This window comes from Dactylococcopsis salina PCC 8305 (assembly GCF_000317615.1).
Classification (GTDB): Bacteria; Cyanobacteriota; Cyanobacteriia; order Cyanobacteriales; family Rubidibacteraceae; genus Halothece; species Halothece salina.
The window spans coordinates 3,191,023-3,215,104 of record NC_019780.1 but is presented as its reverse complement, the minus strand read 5'-3'; the positions used below and the strand labels follow the sequence as shown (position 1 = coordinate 3,215,104).

Annotated in this window: 18 protein-coding genes; 5 read left to right on the top strand and 13 right to left on the bottom strand. The window is 42.3% G+C overall.

Features of this window, described 5'->3' with window-relative positions; translation table 11 throughout:
* Positions 1-103: 103 nt before the first annotated feature.
* The 6 genes from DACSA_RS15365 to DACSA_RS15340 all read right to left on the bottom strand — a co-directional run bounded on the left by DACSA_RS15365 (position 104) and on the right by DACSA_RS15340 (position 14,587).
* Entirely contained in the window at positions 104-6,988 is a 6,885-nt protein-coding gene (locus DACSA_RS15365) for a choice-of-anchor Q domain-containing protein (RefSeq protein WP_015230629.1), read from the bottom strand.
* 438 nt (positions 6,989-7,426) lie between these two features.
* Positions 7,427-8,518, bottom strand: a complete 1,092-nt coding sequence (locus DACSA_RS15360; RefSeq protein ID WP_015228074.1) for an ISAs1 family transposase — start codon at positions 8,516-8,518, stop codon at positions 7,427-7,429.
* 240 nt (positions 8,519-8,758) lie between these two features.
* Complete coding sequence (locus DACSA_RS15355) at positions 8,759-9,697, bottom strand: RpnC/YadD family protein (RefSeq protein ID WP_015230628.1); 939 nt, start codon at positions 9,695-9,697, stop codon at positions 8,759-8,761.
* Between the two features lie 113 nt (positions 9,698-9,810).
* Positions 9,811-10,749, bottom strand: coding sequence for an RpnC/YadD family protein (locus DACSA_RS15350; RefSeq protein ID WP_015230627.1), 939 nt, complete (start codon positions 10,747-10,749; stop codon positions 9,811-9,813).
* Between the two features lie 101 nt (positions 10,750-10,850).
* Positions 10,851-13,157, bottom strand: coding sequence for a single-stranded-DNA-specific exonuclease RecJ (gene recJ, locus DACSA_RS15345; protein ID WP_015230626.1), 2,307 nt, complete (start codon positions 13,155-13,157; stop codon positions 10,851-10,853).
* Between the two features lie 296 nt (positions 13,158-13,453).
* Positions 13,454-14,587, bottom strand: coding sequence for an esterase-like activity of phytase family protein (locus DACSA_RS15340; RefSeq protein ID WP_015230625.1), 1,134 nt, complete (start codon positions 14,585-14,587; stop codon positions 13,454-13,456).
* Positions 14,588-14,733: 146 nt separating this feature from the next.
* Here DACSA_RS15340 and DACSA_RS15335 point away from each other — a divergent pair, with 146 nt between their 5' ends.
* Positions 14,734-15,312, top strand: a complete 579-nt coding sequence (locus DACSA_RS15335; protein WP_198007583.1) for a hypothetical protein — start codon at positions 14,734-14,736, stop codon at positions 15,310-15,312.
* Here the strand turns inward: DACSA_RS15335 and DACSA_RS22290 are convergent.
* Positions 15,309-15,506: a hypothetical protein gene (locus DACSA_RS22290; protein ID WP_156800817.1), complete on the bottom strand. Its 198-nt coding sequence runs from the start codon at positions 15,504-15,506 to the stop codon at positions 15,309-15,311. The genes DACSA_RS15335 and DACSA_RS22290 overlap by 4 nt on opposite strands.
* On the opposite strand from DACSA_RS22290, the gene DACSA_RS20980 reads away from it, so the two are divergent.
* Positions 15,496-15,639 carry a hypothetical protein gene (locus DACSA_RS20980; RefSeq protein ID WP_156800816.1) on the top strand — a complete coding sequence of 48 codons (144 nt, stop codon included), beginning with the start codon at positions 15,496-15,498 and terminating at the stop codon, positions 15,637-15,639. The genes DACSA_RS22290 and DACSA_RS20980 overlap by 11 nt on opposite strands.
* Here the strand turns inward: DACSA_RS20980 and pstB are convergent.
* Together pstB and pstC are read right to left on the bottom strand one after the other, a co-directional pair.
* Complete coding sequence (pstB, locus tag DACSA_RS15325) at positions 15,630-16,439, bottom strand: phosphate ABC transporter ATP-binding protein PstB (protein WP_015230622.1); 810 nt, start codon at positions 16,437-16,439, stop codon at positions 15,630-15,632. The genes DACSA_RS20980 and pstB overlap by 10 nt on opposite strands.
* Before the next feature lie 33 nt (positions 16,440-16,472).
* Positions 16,473-18,383, bottom strand: coding sequence for a phosphate ABC transporter permease subunit PstC (gene pstC, locus DACSA_RS15320; RefSeq protein ID WP_015230621.1), 1,911 nt, complete (start codon positions 18,381-18,383; stop codon positions 16,473-16,475).
* Positions 18,384-18,650: 267 nt separating this feature from the next.
* Between pstC and DACSA_RS15315 the strand changes: the two genes are divergently transcribed.
* Both DACSA_RS15315 and petE read left to right on the top strand, forming a co-directional pair.
* Positions 18,651-18,848: a plastocyanin/azurin family copper-binding protein gene (locus tag DACSA_RS15315; RefSeq protein ID WP_198007582.1), complete on the top strand. Its 198-nt coding sequence runs from the start codon at positions 18,651-18,653 to the stop codon at positions 18,846-18,848.
* A 106-nt stretch (positions 18,849-18,954) separates the two neighbouring features.
* Entirely contained in the window at positions 18,955-19,518 is a 564-nt protein-coding gene (petE, locus tag DACSA_RS15310) for a plastocyanin (RefSeq protein WP_015230620.1), read from the top strand.
* A 96-nt stretch (positions 19,519-19,614) separates the two neighbouring features.
* Here the strand turns inward: petE and DACSA_RS15305 are convergent, their stop codons facing one another.
* Complete coding sequence (locus tag DACSA_RS15305; protein WP_015230619.1) at positions 19,615-20,538, bottom strand: histone deacetylase family protein; 924 nt, start codon at positions 20,536-20,538, stop codon at positions 19,615-19,617.
* 34 nt (positions 20,539-20,572) lie between these two features.
* On the opposite strand from DACSA_RS15305, the gene DACSA_RS15300 reads away from it, so the two are divergent.
* Positions 20,573-21,499 (top strand): undecaprenyl-diphosphate phosphatase, encoded by a 927-nt coding sequence (locus tag DACSA_RS15300; protein WP_015230618.1) that lies wholly within the window; start codon positions 20,573-20,575, stop codon positions 21,497-21,499.
* A 243-nt stretch (positions 21,500-21,742) separates the two neighbouring features.
* Here DACSA_RS15300 and DACSA_RS15295 read toward each other — a convergent pair whose 3' ends face one another.
* The 3 genes from DACSA_RS15295 to DACSA_RS15285 are packed head-to-tail and all read right to left on the bottom strand — an operon-like array spanning position 21,743 to position 24,076.
* On the bottom strand, positions 21,743-22,300 hold the full coding sequence (locus tag DACSA_RS15295; protein WP_051017337.1) for a pilus assembly FimT family protein: 558 nt from the start codon (positions 22,298-22,300) through the stop codon (positions 21,743-21,745).
* 11 nt (positions 22,301-22,311) lie between these two features.
* Positions 22,312-23,319 carry a prepilin-type N-terminal cleavage/methylation domain-containing protein gene (locus DACSA_RS15290; RefSeq protein WP_015230616.1) on the bottom strand — a complete coding sequence of 336 codons (1,008 nt, stop codon included), beginning with the start codon at positions 23,317-23,319 and terminating at the stop codon, positions 22,312-22,314.
* A 58-nt stretch (positions 23,320-23,377) separates the two neighbouring features.
* Positions 23,378-24,076, bottom strand: a complete 699-nt coding sequence (locus DACSA_RS15285) for a type IV pilus modification PilV family protein (RefSeq protein ID WP_015230615.1) — start codon at positions 24,074-24,076, stop codon at positions 23,378-23,380.
* Between the last annotated feature and the right edge of the window lie 6 nt (positions 24,077-24,082).

Sequence of the window (24,082 nt, the reverse complement as noted above, 5' to 3'; positions counted from 1 at the left end):
ACTTCACCATCAACTCTCCTTCCGCAAGCTCTGTGAACTCTGGGTAAGCGAGGCAAGAAGGGCGGTGGCGAAGCCACATTGCGCTTTATTCAGCAGACCCTACTTAGGTGAAAACGAAATCCGTTTGACTTAAAGTATCTGCTTCCACATTTAAGAGAACTGCCAAATCTTGACCATTAGCTTGAACAAATGTATCTTCTGGATTTTCTTCACTGGCACCAATGGTGAGATTGGAAAATTCTAGCTCCACTTCTGCTAAGCCAAGAACATCTTCACCAGATGTAAAGTCAGTGATTATGTTGGCTTGTTCTGCAAATTGACCGTCTGCTAGCCAGAATTGATCTTCACCAGTTCCACCAGTCACCGTGTTGTTTCCTTCTCCCTCAGAGAGGAAGAAACGGTCATTATCCTCCCCACCAACGAGTCGGTCATTAGTACCAGCGAAGAAAGTATTATTTCCAGAGCCACCATAAAGTCGGTTATTGCCACCACCTTGAGAAGCATTAAGAAGATCATCGCCATCACCGCCAAATAAACGATCATTTGTGCCAGCAAATAACTCATCGTTACTACTGCCACCATAAAGACGATTGCCATCAGAGGTATTAGAAGCATCAACGAAGTCATTTCCGTCTCCACTGAAGATGATATTTCCATCTCCTTCAAAGTCAAGATCACTTTCTAGAATGTCATCATCTAAAGAGCCAAATACTGCTTCACTAAATGTAAGTGATTTTTCTACTGATTCGTCAAAGCTGATTTCAGTATCATCTTCTGTTTGTTCGGTGACAAATTCTCCCCCACTGTAGTCTCCTTCTAGGGTAATCGTGGAATCAACTTCGCCATCGTCGTTAACATCAATTTCAAGAATGGCTGACCCTTCGGTAACGTTTAACTGTTCCTGTTCAAAGGAAGTATTACGCACTCGGAGGGTGTCGTCTCCTTCAAAGCCAATAATGGTTTTACTGTCAAGTTCTTCTAAAGTTCCTTCCACAACGTTAGGGCTATCTCCTGCAATATTAAAAGTTTCAGGAGTAGCTACGGCTCGGTTTTCTCCCTCTGGAATAAAGGCGTTTTCCGCATTGCTTAATTGTAGAGAAAAAGCGTACTCTCCTAATAAGTCAGGGCTGGCAAATACTTCTACTTCAATGGTGGCAGTTTCTTGATTCGGTTCAAAGGTTAATTCCCCTTCCTTACTGGCAAAGTCACTATCAGCAATGGCAGTGGCACTGCTTGTGCGATAATCCACAGTGATGGATTCTGCTGAGGGTTGAGATAAGGCTAATTCAAATTCAACGGTGGTGTCTTCTGTCGCCGACAGTTCATAAGAAACATCAGAGAGAGTTAGTTCGGGTTGTTCTACGCTGATGAAACTGGGAGCATATTTTAGTTCTGGCACTTGGTTTCCCGCTTCGAGTAAGCCGTAGAGATGATAGTCACCATTGTCTAAGTCGGGAACTTCCCACTCAAAGCTGCCACTTTCATCTTCGCTAAAGTTGATTTGGTCGATGGGAGTGCCGCTAAAGCCTTCGGATTCAGTGTCATAAAACAGACGCAGGCTTCCCGCTTCTGCTAGGTTCTCGACTTGATAATCAAGGTTAATGGTGTCTCCAGGGGTGACTTCCTGTTCTTCTTCGGGAAGCGTTAAGTCTAGGGTGACTGGTTCTAGGATTTCTGAGGCACTAAAGTTAATGTCTCCGAGGGAGTCTGCGTCAGTTACTCCGAATGTCCAATCGCCTGTTTCAAGGGTATTGAAGTCAGCAGCGATGGTTTGGCTGGTGTCATCACTAAGGTCATCGACAAGTTCTAGTGCGTCATTATTGGCAATATCATCACGATTAAAACGACTACCGTCTGGGGCTTCGAGTTGCAGGTTGGGATTAGAAGTAGGTTCTTCCCAAGTGGCGGTGAAGGTGACAATTCCCATGTCGGCAGTGATGGGGAAGGTTTCGGAGGCAACAAAAGACTCTGTAACTGTTGCTAGTTTCAGGGATGGGGTGGCTGGTTCTTGACTTTCTAAGGTGACAGTTCCCATGTCGGCAGTGGCAAATGAGTCTGTGGAACTTGCTAGTTGTACAGATTGGGTTGATAGCTGTTGAGTTTCTATTGAAGTAATTTTGTCACTGCCAAGAATTTCGCGACTGCCATCAAAATTTAGTCTTACTCCTTTTTCTTCTCTAAAGAAACGAACATCACCCCAGCCTGCGATAAAGTTTTCACTACTCGGGGCTTGTGTATCATATTCAAAAGCAAAATTTGCCTCCGGGATGGGAGTTCCTCCTAAAAATGGAATAAAATCGGGAACATTAGCACTGGCTGAACCTTGAGCGCTGATGGCAAATTCTACAGAATTTTGTACTTTTTGTATAGTGGCGCTTAGGCTGGCATCAGCCGTTACAAATCCATTGAGAATATCGAGATCGCCACTAAGATTAAACTGAGAACGGCTATCACCCAATTCCATTCTCAGATCAGCATTGGCTTCTAATAAAATTCCAGCTAAGATTTCTAGGGAGTTTTCTTGGGGGTTTGCTCCTGCCTCAATGACTGTTTTGTCATCTGCAAATTCCAGACTACCCCCTAAATTTAATGAAGCTAATCGCTCAGGAATGGCAACTCCAATTTCAAATCCCCATGCTTCAATAATTTCGTCAAGCTCTAGCTGGTCTAGTTCAGGACCAGCGCTAAATTCGATATCTCCACCAAAGGAGGGGATTCCTTCTCCAATATCACTGAGGGTTCCACCAATTTCTTGTAGATAAGCCCCTGTATTGCCTATAGGGAGATCAAGATCGCTTGCTCCGAGACTGACCTCTTCAAAGACCTTTAATCCCCTTTCCTCTATATCTAATAAGAAACTTCCCTCTACTGTGGCAATAGGAGTTTTGATGCTTGCTCCTCCTCCATACTCATCTTTAAAGGTGTCGATTTCAACTTGAACCCCTTGTATTCCCCACTGAGCTCCTCCGAAACTTAAATCGTTCCCGTCATCTTCTGCCCCCAGTTCAAATGCTCCTTTCATTTCCCATCCATTAGGAGAAAGCTCAATTCGGTTGGGGTTTTCTGGATCACCACCAGCTAAGTCACCTGTAAAGATAAAATCATCAAATTTTTCCAACTCAGCTGTAACTTTACCTTGTAGCTGTAAGGCTTTCTGATCAATTAGCGCATCAACGCTAAAGTCTTCTATTTTTTCTAGTTCTAAAGCATTGCCTTCAATACTGATGGGTACGGATTGCTCAAATAGATTAACTACATTAACTGCTTCGTCTTCAGGGAGAGAAAATTCATCCAAGTCTCCATCAAATATTGAGGGAGCTGGATCAAAGAAAGTGGGAACGGCGAAAATTTCTGCATTACCACCTAGAGTACGAGTGTCTTGTTTGTAATAGATTTCGCCGTCGGCTTTAAGGAGGGGTTGGAAGGAGGGTTGATCAAAGCCAATTTCAATGGTGCCACTGGCGGTGAGGCGTTCCCCTTCTTCTGTAAAGCCTTGCTTTGCACGTAATAGAAAGGGACCGGCAGTTATTCGATTAGGGTCATCAGGGTCATCAGGATTGTCATCGGTGGTAAACTCCACTGAAAATTGTTCTGGCTCACTGGTTAGTCCCAATTGTTGGTCTTCAACAACTACCCCGAAGCCAAAGTTGTCGTCGCCTTCGACTGCTTGTTCGAGGGTGATTTCCCCACTGTTGGGGTCAATGCTAAATTCGGGGAGGTTTTCGGTAAAGGAGAATTGAAGGTCGTCTTCGTTGCTGTCTCCTGGGTTAACATCTACGGTGAAGAGGGTGTCCCCAACTTGTACCGTATCAATGGAAGCGGCAAAAGGCTCTCTAGAGATGATTTCTGGGGCGATGGGGTCACTGCTCAGGTCATCGCCGACAATCGCCGCAAAGGCACTACCAGTGGAAAAGATGTCTTCGACATTGTCTAATTCTCCTCCCGGTACTCCTGTAGCATCTTCAGAGTCTTCACCGGTGAGGTCACCACCCAAGTCAGAATCTCCCCAAGTGACTACCGAGCCATCCTCTTTCAGCGCCGCAAAAGCCCAACCAGTAGAAAAGATATCTTGGACATTATCTAATTCCCCTCCCGGCACTCCTGTAGCATCTTCAGAGTTTTCACCGGTGAGGTCGCCACCCTCGCTAGAATTTCCCCAAGTGACTACCGAGCCATCTTCCTTCAGCGCTGCAAAAGCCCCATTAGTAGAAAAGATATCTTGGACATTGTCTAATTCTCCTCCCGGCACTCCTGTGGCAAAGTCGGACGAACCAGTGAGGTCGCCACCCTCGCTAGAATCTCCCCAAGTGACTACCGAGCCATCCTCTTTCAGCGCCGCAAAAGCCCAAGAATTAGAAAAGATATCTTGGACATTATCTAATTCTCCTCCCGGCACTCCTGTAGCATCTTCAGAGTTTTCACTGGTGAGGTCGCCACCACTTTCAGAGCTTCCCCAAGTAACCACCGAGCCATTTTCTTTCAGCGCCGCAAAGGCACCACTAGTAGAAAAGATATCTTGGACATTATCTAATTCTCCTCCCGGCACTCCTGTGGCAAAGTCGGACGAACCAGTGAGGTCGCCGCCACTGCCATCTAAGCCCCAAGTGACTACCGAGCCATCTTCTTTCAGCGCCGCAAAAGCACTGCTAGTAGAAAATATCTCTTGGACATTATCTAATTTTCCTCCCGGCACTCCTGTTGTCTCGTCAGAGTTTTCACCAGTGAGGTCTCCACCCCAGAGATCATTTCCCCAAGTGACTACCGAGCCATCTTCCTTCAGCGCCGCAAAGGCACCACTAGTAGAAAAAATGTTTTGGACATTATCTAATTCTCCTCCCGGCACTCCTGTGGCAAAGTCGGACGAACCAGTGAGGTCGCCACCGTAGAAGAAAAATCCCCAAGTAACGACAGAACCATCCTCCTTCAAGGCAGCAAAAGCACGCTCACTAGAAAAAATATCTTGGACATTATCTAATTCTCCTCCCGGCACTCCTGTGGCAACGTCAGAGTCTTCACCGGTGATGTCGCCACCACGTTCAGAGCTTCCCCAAGTTACCACCGAGCCATCTTCTTTCAGCGCCGCAAAGGCATTACTATTAGAAAAAATGTTTTGGACATTATCTAATTCTCCTCTTGGCACTCCTGTGGCAAAGTCGGACGAACCAGTGAGGTCGCCACCCCTGTTATCTAAGCCCCAAGCGACCACCGAGCCATCTTCTTTCAGCGCCGCAAAAGCCCCACCAATAAAGGCACCACTAGTAGAAAAGATATCTTGGACATTATTTAATTCCCCTCCCGGCACTCCTGTAGTAGAATCACTATCTTCCCCGGTAAGATCGCCACCGCCTACAGATCTTCCCCAGGTGACCACTGAGTTACTAGCTGTTGGTTCTCCACTAATATCCTGAACTTCTACAGCACCAATATCCACTGTGCCGTTAACAACGCGATCGAAGCCTTCCCCGCGCTGGTCGGTATTTAAGGTATCGTCAGTATCGCCATCACCATTGAAATCGATGCTAAGCTCAGATTCTGATAGGAAAGCGTTATCTCCAGCATCAATAGCAGGGCTGCCATCTTGAGGAACTTGGGTTTTGGTAGAACCACCATTATTTTGTAATGAAGAAAGATTGGGGTCTTGGTTGATAATATTTTCACCAGTGAGACTACCATCTTCAATTAAGTTGACACCTTGACGATTGATGGTAGAACGATCATTTAATGCAACATCGCTACCATTTTCGTTGTTAGCAATAATAGTATTGCTCAGGCTTAAAGTTGCGTAAAGACTAGAAATTCCTCTACCAGAATTACCTGAAATCGTACTATTGCTAACGCTTAAATTTCCGTTTCTATTCTCAATTCCCCCACCAAAAGCAGCAGAGTTGCCCGATACTGTGCTATTGCTAAGGCTTGCTGTGACAGGGTTATGAATTCCCCCACCAAAAACAGCAGAGTTGCCTGATACTGTACTATTACTAAGGCTTAAATTTCCAAAATTAAAAATACCACCACCATCAGTAGCAGAGTTACCCAAGACCGTACTATTGCTAATAGTTAAGTTTTCAGCATTAAAAGCATTAAAAATACCACCACCATCCCTAGCAGAGTTACCCAAGACCGTACTATTGCTAATAGTTAAGTTTTCAGCATTAAAAATACCACCACCAACAACAATCTCTTCTATTGCATATGAATCTGTTGATCCTCCAGTGATAGTTGATTTAGTAAGTTCTACATTGATAATATTTTCATCATTACTATCGTCGATCTCAAAAACACGACTATTTCCTTCTGCATCAATAGTGAGTTCCTCCGCTCCTAGCCCTTCAATCGTTAGAGAGTCAGTAATCTTTAGTTGACCACTGGTCAACCCAATGGTTTCACCACTTAAGCTACTATCAAACGTGATGGTATCAGCACCTTCACTGCTATTTGCCTGTTCAATAGCATTCCGTAATGAGCCTTCACCGCTATCATCAGTATTGGTAACAGTAAACTCAGCTTGCTCCACAAAAACTGTTTCTCCGTTTATTTCTAAAGTAGTGCTATCATTTTCTCTTCGTAGGGAAGCTAACTCGTGCTTACTCAACTCATTTCCCTGCACTAAGGAAGCAAATATTGCCCCCTCATCTCCACGACTATCCGTTACCTTCACCACCTGATCCAAATGATGCCCTAACTCTTCCATCAACACTGCAACCGCATCCTCTTCGCTGGCTGTGCTTAACCAGTCCTCATTCAGGTAAATCGTTTCATTACCGTAAGCTCCCATCGCTCCCGACATTGCCTCGCTAGACAACAATTCCACTGCTGGGAGTTGGGAAAAATCCCCTGTTTGCCATTGCCTAATTAATTCTGCTAAGGGGTTTGGGGTTGCTTCTAGTCGTAGAGCCTCTTTCGCGGCGGCGAGTAAACGCCCATTGGCGGCGGCTTCGGTTAACGTATCTTGCCAAGTTTGAAATAAAGGGTTAGGGGAAATAGACATAATGATTCTGACAATTAATTAAAAGGTATCTTTCACAATCACAATAATTCCCCTAGATTACCATACTTCAATTATTACCAAAATGTTACCAAGATGTCACAATTTTGTGATCTAAAGAGCAGAAAAATCATAACCTCTTGCTAATACTTGAAACGAAGAAAATTGACTGATTTCCTATGATGAGGATTTTTTAGCGATTTTCTTTCCCGTTCAGTCACACGGGTTCGTGATCAGAAAAATAATTGCTTGTCCCTGTTGTGAGGTCAGGGTTAGAGATGATTTTGATGAAAAGATGATGGATTTTTCAGAGGAAAGAAAGTAGTAATAAAAATTAACAGTTTTTTTATATTCTTTTTAAAGAAGGGGAAATAATACCATTTTGGAAAAGTTAGGTTACAGTCGATCCCCCCAACCCCCCTTATTAAGGGCAGGGCTGTTTCATTCTATCAAAATGGGTAGTAGCCAAAGCCTCTCTCCAAGCCATCTTCGGGCTTCAGTAACTGATAAAAAGCCTAATAGTCTGAAAAGATTAAGACAAATGGTTTTTAATACTGAAAAGTTGACTGCTGACTGAAGATGGTGTACCGGGGAAACATCTTCAGAAAAAATAACATCTTTAACCCAATGTAGTTGGTTCTCAATTCCCCAATGTCCCTGAATCTTTTTACTAAAATTTTGAGCCGTTTGGTAACAACTACTTAAATAATAAACAATTTGATGATAAGGCTTATTTTTTCGAGTGCCTTTCCTTTCTACTTTGATAAAACACTGACTACTGATCCAAATTTCTTGAAGAGTTTCTGGAATTCTAAAGACAGATACGGTTCGAGTAACTTGTCGTCCGTGACTCGTTTCTGTTCGAATATCTTCCTGATCAGAAATCTGATTATGAGCGATTTCTTCTAAACGGTTGTACAATTTCGGTTGATTTTTCTTCACCGCAATTACATAATCATTACGAGAGCGATTAATCGTTTTAATTGTTTCTTTTTGACAGTGAACTGCATCCAGAGTCAAAACTTGATTTGATAAAGGCGTGTTATTCACCATCTCTCGAACACAGTAAATTTCTGAAGTCTTTTTATTCTCTAATTTTTCTAGAGCTAAAACTAACCCATTGTCCTGACTAAACCAAGAGACAATTGAAGCAAAATTCTGCTTATTTCCGTAGGTATCAGTTAAAGTTGACTTAATACTTTTACCATCAATCGCGATCCAATTAGAAAGTTCATCTGGGGAAGATAATTGAGCAGCCCATTGGTTAAAAACTTGAATTAAATCATTATTATCTACTCCCATCATGGCTCTTCTAATTGTTGAATAAGATGGCGACTTTAGCTTAGGAGATTTTCCTAAACGAGTGAGGTAGTAATGCTTATTTTTTCCAAAGGCAGCTAAGTCTCGGTAACTTAAGTTACCCATCATTAAACCAAGAATAACAATGAAAAGTACCCACCATAGGGGATGTCTTTGTCCACTGCGATCGCGCCAGTCCTTGACTTGTTTTAAGTAACTGATTAAACTAGACATATCAGAAATTTTTCTAGAAATGCGCGATCGCGCTACTGATTTATTATCGCGATCGCGCTTTACATTTACAATTTTACCCCGAGAATGAAACAGCCCTGCCTTATTAAGGGGGGTTGGGGGGATCGTTAATGTAGCGCCAATTGTTTAAAATGATATAAGTGATTGATTGCTGTTGGTCTAGGTGATCTTTAGACAGCCCGATCGTCTGACCTCTCAATTAGTGATCATTTACCATAACGATTAGTTACTTGTAATCAGTTTTCTGATTTCTTCTGGGGAAAGTTCCGTGAGTTTAGCTACCTGTTCCACTTCCATGCCTTGACTCAGGAGATTTTGGGCTAATCGCTTCTGCGCGATCTCAATCCCACGTTGTTCCCCAATTTCAATCCCACGTTGTTCACCGCGCTGTTCACCAATTTCGATACCTTGTTCGATGCCTTGTTCGATGCCTTGTTCGATTCCTTTTTGAGTGGCTTCTTCTAAACGTTGCGTATAAATCGTTGACAATTGCATGAGAAACTCTCCTTCTTCTGATTCTAAGTTTTCCTGTTCCTCTCGTCTTACTTCTAAAATAGCAATTAAGTTGGCAACTATCTCCAGAATCCGATCGCGAAACTGATTCTCTTTCGGTAACTGTTGCAATTCCTCAATGGCTTGTAGCTGCACTTGATTCCTACCAAACAATCTTAACCACAAGGTTTCTTCGGTGCGCGGTAGTTGATGGATAGCTATCAAAACCATTCTTAATCCTTCTGCAACAAAATAAATGCCAGGTAACCAATTCTCTAAGTCGGGTTTGGCGTTAAATTGGTTCAAGACAGCATCCGAAATGGTGGGTGAGAGAATCCATAGAGTCGGCGGTGCTTGGGTTGATGTTCCCTCCCTTTTGGCGCGACGCTGAAGATTAGCTTCGATATCGAAAGACTTTTTGAGGCATTTACGGACTTCGTTGGCGTTAATGGGATTTCGGTAAGGTTCAATAATTGCAGGGGTTAACCCGATTCTTCCTAAAGTTCCCAACTGGTTTAAGGTTTCTATTTGATCGGGATTCGGGGTGAAAAAGACATCAATTTCTCTTACTTCTGAGGCAACTTTTAAATCTATCTCGACTTTTCCCGCCAAAGAAAGCAGTTCTTCTAAACAATCTTTAGAGAATTGATCATAAATGGTTCGAGTCAAGGGAATTTTTGGGTTAGAGTTTAGTTCATTTTCTCATCTTTTCTGCAACAATGTACCTCTGGTACTTGTCAGAGGCGATGTCGTCCTGCGACTTGCCTTCGGGAATCGCGCTGTTAGTTACTTGTCATCAGTTTTCTGACTTCTTCTGGGGAAAGCCCAGTCACTTGAGCAATTTGCTCAATTTCTAACCCTGTATTCAGCAGATTCGTGGCAATTTCTCGTTGGGTAAGTTCTTTTCCGCGTTGTTCACCGCGTTGTTCACCGCGCTGTTCACCGATTTCAATTCCTTGTTCAATTCCTTGTTCGATGCCTTGTTCGATGCCTTGTTCGATTCCTTTTTGAGTGGCTTCTTCTAAACGTTGCGTATAAATCGTTGACAATTGCATGAGAAACTCTCCTTCTTCGGATTCTAAGTTTTCCTGTTCCTCTCTTCTCACTTCTAAAATAGCAATTAAATTGGCAACTATCTCCAGAATCCGATCGCGAAACTGATTCTCTTTCGGTAACTGTTGTAGTTCCTCAATGGCTTGTAGTTGAACCTGATTCCTGCCAAACAGTCTTAACCACAAGGTTTCTTCGGTGCGCGGTAGTTGATGGATGGCGACCAAGGCGGTTCGGAATCCTTCTGCAACCCAATAAATGCCGGGCAACCAATTCTCTAAGTCGGGTTTGGCGTTAAATTGGTTCAATACAGCATCCGAAATGGTGGGTGAGAGAATCCATAGAGTCGGCGGTGCTTGGGCTGATGTTCCCTCCCTTTTGGCGCGACGCTGAAGATTAGCTTCGATATCGAAAGACTTTTTGAGGCATTTACGGACTTCGTTGGCGTTAATGGGATTTCGGTAAGGTTCAATAATTGCAGGGGTTAACCCGATTCTTCCTAAAGTTCCCAACTGGTTTAAGGTTTCTATTTGATCGGGATTCGGGGTGAAAAAGACATCAATTTCTCTTACTTCTGAGGCAACTTTTAAATCTATCTCGACTTTTCCCGCCAAAGAAAGCAGTTCTTCTAAGCAATCTTTAGAGAATTGGTCATAGATGGTTCGAGTCAAGGGAAGCAGTATTAGTAGAGGTTTTCCTTATTATTACATTTTTTCGACCTCAAGACGATTTAATTTTTTCGCTTCCCGATCGCGATTTATGTTTAAAGGTTTCATTGGTTTATCCCAACAATGCGAATCGTTTCTAAGGGAACTTCGGAAAAATACTGACAACGGAATTTTTCTTCTTGTATTGCTGCTAAAAAGTTCGTCACTGCTTCTGATTCTATATCATTAGGAAGTGTGGTTTTAGAGATGGTTATGCTTTCTTCTCCCTTGATATCAAACCCAATACTAACCAGTGCTTTTAGACCTATTTTTAAGACGGATTTACTTAACTGTAATTTGTTTTGTAGCTTTTCTAGACTAACCATTTCACCTGTGCGATCGAGATATTTGGCAATTCCTAACAATTGTTTCCAGGTTTCTTTTGCAGAAACATTTTCAAACCCTGAATAAGTGAGCGCGATCGGGCAATTTTCTTTAATTCCAGATTGGACACTTTGCTTTAGTTCTTCCCAATGACGCGGACAAGTTTCGACATTTAAGACTGATGGCTGTTTAGAAAGATAATGCTCGATCGAGTCGGGATTTTCCCCTCGATAATCTAACAGAAAAGCCTCCTCACTCTCTCGGTTTTGATCACTGGTTTGTTCGCGACTGGGTTTGATTTCTACTAACCGCACTTCATAGCGTTTTTCATAGGTATTAAAATCTAATTCTACCACCGCATCAAAATAAGTATCTTCTGGTAATTCCTCTTTATAATGTCCCCACCACATCCCCGGAAAACCGTCTGGATTCGTTCGATCGCATAAGTAAAATGTTGTCCGAATATACTTAACTTGTTTTCCAGTAAAATCCTGAATGTTTTTATTCCAAACTTGGGTAAACCAACCGTTTTTTATCAATAGGCGAGGGAGTGGGTTTCCCATTCCATAGGGTTCGAGTAATTTTAGGGCTTGAAATAAGTCTTGTCCTAATTCCGCAACCGTTACGGTTAAGTCAATATTTAGGCTAGGTTCTAATGATAATGACTGATATTGACGACGAAATTTTTGATTAATTGCTTCTCGAAAAATAGCAATATTTTCTACTTTCATACTCAACCCAGCCGCAAAGGGATGTCCCCCAAACCGATGTAATAAATGCTGTTGCGATCGAAGCAATTCATAGAGATCAATCTTCTGCACCGATCGCGCTGATCCACGAGCAAAATTAACTTCTTCTTCTGAGGAAAAATCAATCGACAATAGAATTGTGGGACGCGCATATTCTTGAGCAATTTGTCCCGCAACTAATCCTAAAACCCCTGGTTGCCATTGAGAATCGGCTAAAACAATCACTCCTGTCGTTGATAAATCTAAGTCTTTTATACGCTGTTTAACTGCTTTTTCTGTTTCCTTTTGTAGCTGTTTACGGCGACTATTTGCCATCTCAGTTTTTTGCGCCAATTCTTGACAAGTTTTTTCCGCTTTACTGGTTAATAATTCTACCGCAAAACTCGCGTCTCCTTGAATGCGACTAATCGCATTAATTCGAGGTCCGATTCCGAAAGAAATATCCATCGGTCGATCGCCGCTTTTTTTACATAATTCTAGTAACTTTGCTACGCCTGGACGAGTGGGATTCGATCGTTGTTGTGCTAACTTTTTAATTCCTTTTTGCGCTAAATAGCGACAGTCTCCTCGTAATTCGACTAAATCTGCAATTAGCCCGATCGCAACTAAATCTAACAAATTTTCTGCTGGTTGTTCAACAAAATTAGGGAAAGATTCATAAAGAGATTCTACTAATTTATAAGCAACGCCTACCCCTGACAAGTGATAGAGAGGATGATGATCCGCCAAGTATTTTGGGTTAAGAATAGCGACAAATTCTGGGTCTTCTAAAGGGAGGGTATGATGATCGGTAATAATGATATCAATGCCTAATGTTTTAGCAATTTTAATTTCTTCTAAGTTGGTGCTTCCTGTATCACAAGTAATAACTAAGGTAACTCCTGCTGCTGCTAATTGTCTTAAACCTTGTTCATTTAAACCATGAGATTCTTTTAACCGATCGGGGATATAATAAGATAATGTTTGGTTAAAAAATGGCTTCAATCCTTCCCACAAAACACTGGTTGCTGTCACTCCATCCGCATCAAAGTCTCCCCAAATCGTAACTTTTTCCTCTTTTTCCCACCCTTGTTTTAACCGTTGAATCGCTAATTTCATTTGCTGTCCAAAACCCTCGAAACCAGAAGTAGGAGAATAAGCATCAGGATCGATAAATTCCTTTAAACTTTCTAGATTATAAATGCCACGTTGCCATAATAATTGGGCGATATATTTTCCATATTGAGGATGATAGGTTTCCACAGCGTTAAGAAACTCTTGCGGAAGTTTAGTTTGCGGTAAAATTTCCCAGTTAGACATATCTATCAATTTTCAAATAATTAGATCATTTTAATGAATTTGCACTACATACCACCTCATTCTTTTCCCCCCTTTCCAAGGCTGGGAGGGGATTATTCCTTTCAAAGGTGGGTTAAATCAGGTTCGGGTAATTGCTTATGATTGGTGTTGGGTTTCGCGTAGAGACGTTCCATGGAACGTCTCTACCCAACCTACTTTTTGTTAGGGGGTTTATCCCTTCTTTTCCCCCCTTTTGTAATCCCTTCTTTTCCCCCCTTTTGTAAGGGGGGTTAGGGGGGATCACTCCACCAAAAATATTAACTAATCAAACGAAATAATAAAACTTGAGTGACTTCTTTTTCATTAAAATTGTCATCACTAATCACCAATAAACTTTGACTCCCATCTGATAAACGCGTACCCACTGCTAATCCTTCTAAATTATAGATATCAAAATTCAAAGTAGAAAAATCAAACAGTAATTTTTTGCGTAAAGGTTGCAAATTACCAAGGTTAACATTAAATGTATCGACTCCCGAAGTATCGGTGGCGTTACCAACGGTTACTAAAAACAGTTTTGCTGTATATCCTGATAAACCATAAGACCTTTCTAAACTTAAGAAATATCCTTCTGGTTTGATTGCTAACATTTCCGTTAAACCAGTTTTAATTGTTCCTAATGGCGGTTCATCTAAGAGATAAAGATGTTCAGCAATCGGGAGAGGTTGTCCAATGGGATTAACTACATAATGTAAAAAACGTACTCGTGTTTGTTGTTCAGATTCAGGAGGTAATTTGTCTTGAGTTAGAGAAGATTCTGTGGCGGTAAAGACACGAAAGGGATCGCCTTCAGGACTCAAAACCCCACTGGGATTAAGGGTTAAAGATTCAAAGCCAAGATTGTTTCTAACTCCTTTTGCTGATTCTTCTGCGGTTTCTGGTAATAAGAAACGTTGCGGTAAAGGAAGATTTTGTTTTCGTTTTCCTGTACTGATATCAAAACGACTGACAAAAGGATTAATGTTTTTCTTGGTATCTCCTTCACTGGAAATAAAAACGGTGTTTCCAGGTGCGAAAGCAATTCCTTCGCTATCAATTTCTCCTTTTGGGAAGAAGTCTCCAGTTTCGGTTTTAAAAAAGGTAACGTCTTTGACGGTTATATTTTCAATTTTGGTTTCCTTAAAGTTAAGATCAAGGGTGTAAAATCTTGCTGGTGCATACTGGCTTCGATCGTCAGAAATAGCATAAAATAAATTGTCTCTTTGATTATAGGTTAATCCTGATAATCCCCCGACTGGGGTTTGTTTAAAGGTTTGTTTTGGCAGTCGATATCGATCGAGGAAATCAACAGAAACTTTAGGAAATAATCGCTCTTGTGCTTGCGCTTGGGAGACTGTACCACAAGCGACTAAATTGATAAAGACGAATAAGAGTAAGAAAATTTTTAGCATAATTAAAAGGTTTAAAAACCGTTGTCATTGGTTGGTTATCAATAAATTGAGATTATTCTCAGAGCCGATTCAGGAGTTTCTCATGTAAATGAATGATTCTAGATACTGACGCAATAAATCCCACATTAACTAATTTAGAAATTACAATGATTAACCAACAAAATTCTAACCTGAAAAAATCACTGATTGCTCTGATAGCAACCGCAAGCATTGGCGGAATTAGTCTTGGGTTTGCTAGTGAAGCCAGAAGTGCTTTCTCTCCCAATGGAAACACAGCAGTTAGCCAAAGCCAAGAGACTCTCCTCGCTCAAACTTCTGGTAATCTAAAAGCGATTGGGATGAGTGGGATTCCAGATGGGTTTAGCGAACGGCAATGGATGAATGCTCAAGGCGATGTTATGATCACTGATATTAGTGATGATTCCTATACTCTGAAGGTGGAAGCAAGTGGTTTAGTGCCTCATGGACTTTATACGGTTTGGTGGATGAAAGAGGAAGGGGGAAGCAATACCGCAGGCCCGGCGGGCGGTCTTCCTTATAATGATGTGAGAGCCGATCGCAATGGTAACGCAGCGACTGTGATTGAAGTACCAAAAAATAATGATTATCAAATGATGGCAATGGCTTATCACTCCGATAATCAAACTCATGGCTATCATCCTGGAGAAAATGGGGTTAATTCCTTCGGTCACTTAATGGGGGAATTTATCAAACCTAATAATTAATACTTTCGGTTAGCGAGGGCGATCGCGCGATCGTCCTTTTGGGAAAGATCAAGATGGGGAAGATGGGGGAGATGGGGGAGATGGGGGAGATGGGGAAGATGGGGAAGATGGGGGAGATGGGGGTGATGGGGGAGATGGGGAAGATGGGGAAGATGGGGGAGATGGGGGAGAAAAATCGCTCCCTTGTCTCCCATTGCTCCCTTGTCTCCCTTGTCTCCCTTGTCTCCCTTGTCCCCCTTGTCTCCCTTGTCTCCCATTGCTCCCATTGCTCCCTTGTCTCCCATTGCTCCCTTGCCCACCCTACTACTTGACAAAAATCACAATTGAGGGCGCATCCGTCTTCCGCTGACATATTCTTGAGTGGCGATTTGACTGGGACGTTGGAAAATAATCTCGGTTCGATCGTACTCGATGAGATGACCGACTTTTGTTTCCTCTCCCTCCAGATCAAAAAACGCAACTCGATCGCAGATCAATGATGCTTGTTTTAAGTTGTGCGTGACGACAATCAGCGTGTAATTTTTTTGGAGTTCGCGGATTAACTCTTCAATGCGAGCGGTAGAAATCGGATCAAGAGACGAACAGGGTTCATCCATTAAAATGATTTCTGGTTGAAGGGCGATCGCGCGAGCAATACAGAGTCGCTGTTGTTGTCCTCCTGAAAGGGTGAGCGCATTCTTCTTTAAACGATCCTTCACCTCATCCCATAATCCTACCTGACGGAGAGAGTATTCCACCAACTCATCCTTATCGCCGCGATAGCCATTCACCTTTAATCCCACTGCGATATTGTCATAAATCGACTTCGGAAAAGGGTTTGGACGTTGAAACACCATCCCAATCTGTTGTCGCAACTCTACAGGATTAACCGCATCATCATTAATATTCTTTCCATTTAAGGTGATTAACCCTGTCACCTTAGCCCCTTTTACCAAATCATTCAAGCGATTAAAGCTCCGTAAAAGGGTACTTTTTCCGCAACCCGAAGGGCCAATGAAACCAACTACCTCATGTCGAGGAATCTCTAAATTAACCTCTTTTAACGCACACTGTCCGCCATAATAAACGGAAACATCAGTGGTTTGTAAAACAATATCTTTCTGTTTTTGACGTGATGAAGATTGCATAACTTTTACCCATTTAATTTTTAGTCTGTTTAATTAGTTCGATTGACGACGATAAAAATCTCTTAAGATTACTGCGGCAATATTTAGAGATAAAACCATCACAATTAAAACAATGGTTGCTGAAGCCGCATTATTCTGTACTTCTGTATCTGGCTGTTGTAACCAATAAAAGATTTGTACGGGTAACGCTGTATATTGACTGGTTAAGTCAGGAAGAAAACGAACCGCAGCCGCTGCTCCCACAGCAATTAAAGCGGCGGTTTCCCCCACCGATCGAGATAACGCCAGCAAAATCCCAGTGACTAATCCCGGTAAAGCTGCTGGAATCACTAAATAGAAAAGCATTTGTCCTTTTGTCATCCCCACTGCTGATCCGCCTTGGCGGATTTCTTGGGAAACATCCCGTAGCGCCGATCGACTGGTAATAATCAACGTTGGTAACACAATCACTGCTAAAGTCAACCCAGCAGCGAGAATCGTCGGACCCGCAGTCACTGGTTTGAGGAAACGCACAAATAATTCTAAACCCAGTAATCCATAAATAATTGAAGGGACGGCTGCGAGGTTGGCAATATTAATTTCAATGATCCGCGCTAACCAATTGTCGGGATAATATTCTTCTAAATAAATCGCTGCTCCCACCCCAACTGGAATCATCAAAATTGCCGTGAGTAAAAATAACCAGATTGTTCCCATCAGAGGAGCTAAAATTCCTGATTGTTCTGCTTTTCGGGAGGCAAAACTGCTTAAGAATTGCCAATCGATCGGGAAGCCACGCTGTGCGAGATCAAAAAACAGCACCAGTAAAACGACAATTCCTGTGAAAGCCGCCACCAAAGAGAGTAAACGAAATCCGTCCTCTCGCCATAAACGATAAGGTTGGGGCGACAGCTGCGATCGCATATTTTTCGTTCGTTCCCCTAAAGTTTTAGTAAACTCGATTTCTTCTTGCGCTGTGCGAGTTTCAGTTTCTGGTTCTAATGATTCTGGACTCAAGATTCCAGAAATTTCTTTTTCACTACGACGGGTTAACCAATTTCCGAAGGTATTGAGTGCGAGGGTAATCAAAAATAAAACTGTTCCTACTGTAAAAACCGCTTTGAACACCGTCGAACCAAACTCCAGTGTTCCCAAACTGACTTGAATAATAAAAGCGGTCATGGTTGACACTGGAACAAAAGGATTAAGCGTCAAATTCGGATTTTGACCCGCAGCTGTCGCCACAATCATGGTTTCTCCCAATGCTCGTGATAAGGCTAGGGTAATCGCTGCGACAATACCTGGAAAAGCGGCGGGGATTAAAATTTTGATAATGGTTTCACTTTTCGTAAAACCTAAAGCAGAAGCACCATCTCTGATTTCATCGGGAACATTCCTTAGTGCTTCTTCACTCAAAGAAGAAATAGTTGGTGTAATTAGAATCCCGACGATAATTCCCGCGCTGAGGGAGTTAAATGCGGCGAGTTCGGGGATAAAGGTTTGGAGGAAGGGAGTAACAAATAAAAGGGCAAAATAACCAAAGACGATTGTGGGAATCCCACTTAGCGCTTCCAATGCTGGTTTGAGGAAACGGCGAAACGTAGGGCTTGCATATTCCGCGATATAAACTGCACCTAATACCCCTAGTATAATTGCGGTGATAATTGCGATCGCGCTCACCATAAACGTCGCACTTGCCAAGACGAAAATCCCATATTGGGCATTGGGACCAGAAAACCAAGCCGTCCATTCCGTATCCGTTAAAAATTGAATGAGGGGAACTTCTTGGAAAAATAGAAGGGTCTCTAAAAGAAAGATAACAATAATGGAGAGGGTAATTAAAATCGGAATTGAACCCAGAATGGCAAATCCCCTTTTAAACCAAGTTTCAATGGCAAAGGTTTGAGACAAATTTCGTTGCCAAGGACTCTCTAGGGGTTGCATTTCACTTTGGTTACTACTCATCCGTTTTTTGGGTAGGGGGGCTTGCTCTCAAGTCTAAATCAGTCAAAAGGAAAGTTGTTTAAGTGCTGTTGCTCAACTATTTTCACTCACCTATGCCCTGTTACCTTAGTCTTTTTAGTTAAACTTATGATTACTAATGAGTTAAGTTTTGGTAAAGTTTCGATCGCTTAAATCCCTTCGCCCCCTAACCCCCAAGTTTGGGGGAATTAACTGTTCCCTATTCCCTATTTCCTAGGGCTTGCTGTTGGGAAACTGATTGCCTTTTGCATGCAAGCCTCTTGCCTCAGCAATGTTCCCAGTGGTGCTAAGTCTTTAGCCACTTCTTTAAGTGCCAAGAAACTTTTATTTTCTCCTGGACAAAGCTATACCGTAAATTTCCCTGAAGATACTCCAGCAGGGGAATACAGCTATTACTGTCAGCCTCATCGCGGTGCTGGTATGAATGGGAATGTTGTTGTTAAATAAAATTTGTAATTAAAATCGAGGTTGGTTTAACTTAAAATAGTAGGTTGACCTCTCTTAACATTGATTCCAATCTCAGTATCCTCAAAATATAGGTGATTTCAAAACTATGAAACCAATTCAAACTCTTTTCACACTTTTATTAGCAGTAACCCTTCTCGTCAGTGGCTGTGGTGGCGCTAGTGAAGCAAAAAGCCCAGATGCTCAAACTGCTCCCACTGAAGAAACTGCTCAAACCGAAAAAACAGCAGAACCGACTGAGGAAGCAGCAACTGCTGATGAAACCCCAGAACCGGCTGAGGAAGCTGAGGAAGTAGCGGCTGCTGATGTTGAGGAAGAAACCAGTGCGGCTGGTGGAGGAACCTATCAGGTTAAAATGGGTTCTGATACGGGACAACTCAAATATGTTCCTGAAAAACTCACTATCCATCCCGGAGATACTGTGGAATTTGTAATGAATAAACTCGCTCCTCACAATGTTGTTTTTGATAGCAACGGCGTTCCCTCGGCGGCGAAAGCTCTTGCAAGTGATCTCAGTAAAAACAAATTGTTATCTGGTGCTGGACAAACTCATACCGTAACTTTCCCTGAAGATGCTCCGAAAGGAGAATATAGCTACTACTGTCAGCCCCATCGTGGCGCAGGTATGAACGGAAAGATTATTGTTGAATAAGTCCCGTCTCGCATCCTAATAACTAAATAGTTACATTTTGTAGGGTGGGCAAGGCAAACCGGTTTGCCTTGCCCACCCTACTTTTCCAAAATGGTGTTAGTTTTTGCCAAAATACTGCTCAAAAACTGTAGCCGCTGCTCGATGTAATAAACTATGTCGTTGGGCTAATACGGTTAAGTCTTCGCTATAGCCACCGCCAATGACGCAAGCGGTGGGGTAATTTTCTGCTAGACAGGTGCTTAAAACTGCTCGATCGCGCCGATAAATCCCTCGATCGCTCAACGCCAATTTTCCTAATCGATCGTCCACATGAGGATCAACCCCAGCATCATAAAACACTAAATCAGGTTTCACGGCATCTAACACCTGCGGCAACTGTTTCGCCAAAATCTGCAAATAGCCATCATCATCTAACCCTTGGGGTAAAGGGATATCTAAATCACTTTTTTGTTTTCTCCCTGGAAAATTATCGCCACAGTGCATAGAAAACGTAAACACACGGGGATCATCCTGAAAAATAAAAGCCGTACCGTCTCCTTGGTGCACATCGAGATCAACAATCAAAATCTTTTCCACTAAGCCTAAATTTAGCATTACTGATGGGGCGATCGCTAAATCATTAAAAATACAAAACCCAGCGCCATAGTCGGGAAAAGCGTGATGAGTGCCGCCGGCGGTATTACAAGCTAACCCCTGTTCTAGAGCCAGTTTTGCTGTTAAAATTGTGCCACCAACTGCTAAACAAGTGCGATGGGCTAACTGTTCACTCCAAGGCAGTCCAATGCGTCGCTGTGCTTTTGAGTCTAATGTACCGTTGCAATAGTCTTCCACATATTCGGAAGTATGAACCAACTCTAGCCACTCTCGCGGCGCGATTTCAGGTTGATGGACTTGTTGCGGTTCAATAATGCCATCGGCTAACAAAATTTCGTAGAGTAAGCCAAATTTTGCCATCGGGAAACGATGTCCAGGCGGTAAGGGTGTGACATAATCAGGATGATAAATAATCGGTAAGCCCATTGATGGTGAATCAATAACGAATAAATAATTAATAATGAATAAATTGTTAACTCTATTATTTTATTTCTTTTTGGGATTTGTTTCCTGTTTAGTGATTCCCACTGCTTCTGCACAAACCACCGATATTGATCATTCTACGACAATTAATTGGTTACAGGCGATCGGGCTGGGAATAGTGCAGGGAATTACAGAGTTTCTTCCCATTAGTAGTAGCGCCCACTTAAAAGTTGTACCTGTGGTTTTAGGTTGGGGTGATCCTGGGATTACTTTCTCGGCGGTGGTGCATTTAGGGAGTATCGCCGCGATTATTTGGTATTTTCGAGCCGAGTTAGCACAATTAACAGGAGGAACATTACAGGGAATCAAAAAGAAAAATTATCAAAATTCTGATCTCCGTCTCACGGTTGCGATTTTATTGGGGACAATTCCGATTTTAATCTGTGGAGTCTTCTGGAAACTGTTTGTTACTGATGATTCTCCTCTCCGTAGTATGACTACCATTGCTGTTACTTCCATTGTTATTGGTTTACTTTTGGGAGTAGCAGAGTCGGTGGGAAACCGATCGCGCGGTGAAACTGAACTGAAACCCATTGATGCGATTTTTATGGGAATGGCTCAGGCGTTAGCTTTAATTCCAGGAACGTCCCGATCGGGCATCACGATCACTGCTGGCTTGTTCATGGGGCTAGAACGTCCCACCGCCGCTCGTTTCGCCTTATTAATGGGCATTCCGACGATCATTCTTGCGGGATTAGTAGAATTAACGGATGTATTGGAAGCGGGATGGAATAGTGAGGAGACTATACCCATTATTATCGGCACAATCACCACTTTTATTTTTTCTTATTTATCTGTAGTTTGGTTAATCAATTTTCTGCAAAAACAAAATACTTGGGTTTTTGTTTGGTATCGAGTGATTTTTGGCGGTTTAATTTTGTGGGGGGTTCTTTCTAATCAGTAACCAGTGACCAATGTAGAGACGTTCCATGGAACGTCTCCCAGCAAAAGTAGGTTGGGTGGAATGAAATGTAACCCAACACCAATGCAGAGCAAAAGTAGGTTCGGTGGTAAGTTTCAGAACTACTGGTAACTGGTCACTGGTTGATGTTGGGTTTCGTTACCTCCACCCAACCTACGTTTTGGCTGGTCACTGGTTGATGTGGGGTTTCGTTACCTCCACCCAACCTACGTTTTGGCTCTTTTATTATTCACATTCCTGATTTTTATCTTCTCTCATTGCTCCTAAAAACGTTGAGATATAAATACATCTTTTCTCGTTAATATTTTGAGCCTCAAGGGTAATTCTTCCCGTATAAAAACCATCTGCGCCGATCGCCCTTCCTCGATCGTCAAACTGGACTCGCCAACAATCATCAAGAGAACGAAAAGTCATGTTATCTTCATCGAGAGTCACTCCAGAATCGAGACTTTTCCAACCCGTTGTCTGGTCACAAATATTATTACTAGAACTCGCATCGGTTCGCCACTGAAGAATATTATTTTCTTCTCTAAAAGTGACTTGCCATCTATTTCTTTCTGCTTTCGCTTTTTGTTGAGCAATTCGCATTTCTTGAAAGAGTTCACTTTTAGCTGTATTGAGACGTTGAACTTGGATTAAACCGAGCCAACTGGGGACAGCAACTGCCGCTAAAATACCGAAAATAATAGTAATTGTTATTACTTCTAGAAGTGTGAACCCTTCTGAAGAAAGTGAACATATTGCAGGATTATTTGTCATTTTTTTAGATTTAAAAGTCAGCATCTTTTTACTAATTAATCTTGATTTGCTCCTCTTAAAACGACACTAGATTGAAGAGTGGGAAGAGGGGTAAAACCATCAGCAAAATTAACATTAGCTCGTCCGTCTGGGTTTCCTCGTAAATAAACGGTAACAGTTTTTTGTCCAGAAACATCTTCCACACAAGCATAAAAACTGTTGGAAACACTCGCATCTGATGGCGTGCGTTGATAACCGGTGGGACAACTAACATCAGTTGCGCTGAAATTGCTGTTGTCGTGTCGATCGACAAAATCGACTAAAGCATCACTTTTGCCGCCATCACCAACACTTCCACGATTAACAGTAAGCGTATAACTACCACTGTTTGGAAGACTACCAGTATCATCATAGGGCCAACTGGCAAAACTACTTTCTTTTACAGGATCAATATATTCAGGTTTTTTTTCAAGAGTATTAAAAGGATTACTGTTGTACTTTCTTAACTGATAACGATAAATCACTGATTCTCCTTGCCAAGTATCTGTCGGATCACTATCCTGTAAATAAGCAACTAAGGTATAAGTTCGCCGAGAAATTTTTAGCTGATCACAAGTGCGTTCAGAAGCCTCAACACTAGCCGCACTACAATCACTGGGAAAACTATCACTACTCTGATAGGGAGCATCTTCTAGTTTCCAAAACACTAAAATTGGTTCTAAGTTTCCAGAGTTAGGAAGATTCATAATGTCTTTAAGACCATCATTGGGAGTATCAATCCCTCGATCGTCTAATTCCTCTCCTGTGTAAACATAAACCGCTTCTCTCAAGTCATTGGTCATAAAATTTAGTGCTACTTGCATCTCTTGAAGGGTATCTTTGCGAGCGGTTTCTTTGGCATTGGTTTGCATCACATTGAGCATTAAATAGAGCAAACTAGAAATCACAATACTGGACATGACAGTAGCGATTAATAATTCGATAAGGGTAAAACCTAATGAGAAAGGAAGACGATTTTTTTTCTGATTCAAATGAGTGAGAAATTTATGGAGAAAAGTCTTCATGGTTCGTGATTGAGTGAAGTTGAGAGCAATCTGGGAAGATAAGAAACAAAAATCAGAATTATTGAGATGTACAAGCCGCAGGAACACCGCTTCCAGCTAAATAGTCTTCGTAAGCCTCTAGAGAAAATTCTCGATCGTTGCGACTAACTTCCGCTTGGAAAGCTCCCATGGGGTTAGTGGTTTGTCCTTGTAAGCCGTTGGTAAATTGTAAGGAAATTTGTTCCTTCTCTAAACTGTCTGAATTTGAATTTAAATTATCTTCAGCAAGGATGGAGTAAACGCGAACTCCCATCCTAAAAACTGCGGGTTCACATGGCGCTGGTCCGGCGGCAAAGAGCGCCCCTTGTTCTCGAAAGACTTGTACAAAGAAATCATTTGCACCATCTTGATCCACATCCACTGCTTGTGCTTCTGTCACACTACTGGGATAAGTATCAACAATTGTCGTGGGAACAGCAGTTTCCGCAAGATTGGAAGCATTGCTAATCGGTGGAATATTGGCATTAGCGGGGAGACTTTGATCGCGCGATCGCATCATAATTCCCTGTACGCGATTTACTTCTTCTTGTGCCAACAGTCGAGCTTGGGAGGCGCGTCGTAATTTAACGCGAGTCGCTGCAGAAATTAATAAAGGGGGCGCCATTGCCATCAAAATCACACTGAGCATGACAATCGTAACGGTAACTTCGAGGAGGGTTAATCCCTTTTGGGAGTGGGAAACCCCCCTGATTGTTTGGGAAACAGGGAGTTGATTCATAAGTCT

What these genes read in the sequence shown, in the direction of transcription:
- DACSA_RS15340 (WP_015230625.1), bottom strand. Translation starts at nt 14,587, where the DNA reads ATGCTAAAAATTTTCTTACTCTTATTCGTCTTTATCAATTTAGTCGCT.
- DACSA_RS15315 (WP_198007582.1), top strand. Translation starts at nt 18,651, where the DNA reads ATGCAAGCCTCTTGCCTCAGCAATGTTCCCAGTGGTGCTAAGTCTTTA.
- DACSA_RS15305 (WP_015230619.1), bottom strand. Translation starts at nt 20,538, where the DNA reads ATGGGCTTACCGATTATTTATCATCCTGATTATGTCACACCCTTACCG.
- DACSA_RS15300 (WP_015230618.1), top strand. Translation starts at nt 20,573, where the DNA reads ATGAATAAATTGTTAACTCTATTATTTTATTTCTTTTTGGGATTTGTT.
- petE (WP_015230620.1), top strand. Translation starts at nt 18,955, where the DNA reads ATGAAACCAATTCAAACTCTTTTCACACTTTTATTAGCAGTAACCCTT.
- DACSA_RS22290 (WP_156800817.1), bottom strand. Translation starts at nt 15,506, where the DNA reads ATGGGAGACAAGGGAGCGATTTTTCTCCCCCATCTCCCCCATCTTCCC.
- DACSA_RS15360 (WP_015228074.1), bottom strand. Translation starts at nt 8,518, where the DNA reads ATGTCTAGTTTAATCAGTTACTTAAAACAAGTCAAGGACTGGCGCGAT.
- recJ (WP_015230626.1), bottom strand. Translation starts at nt 13,157, where the DNA reads ATGTCTAACTGGGAAATTTTACCGCAAACTAAACTTCCGCAAGAGTTT.
- DACSA_RS15295 (WP_051017337.1), bottom strand. Translation starts at nt 22,300, where the DNA reads ATGCTGACTTTTAAATCTAAAAAAATGACAAATAATCCTGCAATATGT.
- DACSA_RS15290 (WP_015230616.1), bottom strand. Translation starts at nt 23,319, where the DNA reads ATGAAGACTTTTCTCCATAAATTTCTCACTCATTTGAATCAGAAAAAA.
- pstB (WP_015230622.1), bottom strand. Translation starts at nt 16,439, where the DNA reads ATGCAATCTTCATCACGTCAAAAACAGAAAGATATTGTTTTACAAACC.
- DACSA_RS15285 (WP_015230615.1), bottom strand. Translation starts at nt 24,076, where the DNA reads ATGAATCAACTCCCTGTTTCCCAAACAATCAGGGGGGTTTCCCACTCC.
- DACSA_RS15335 (WP_198007583.1), top strand. Translation starts at nt 14,734, where the DNA reads ATGATTAACCAACAAAATTCTAACCTGAAAAAATCACTGATTGCTCTG.
- pstC (WP_015230621.1), bottom strand. Translation starts at nt 18,383, where the DNA reads ATGAGTAGTAACCAAAGTGAAATGCAACCCCTAGAGAGTCCTTGGCAA.
- DACSA_RS15365 (WP_015230629.1), bottom strand. Translation starts at nt 6,988, where the DNA reads ATGTCTATTTCCCCTAACCCTTTATTTCAAACTTGGCAAGATACGTTA.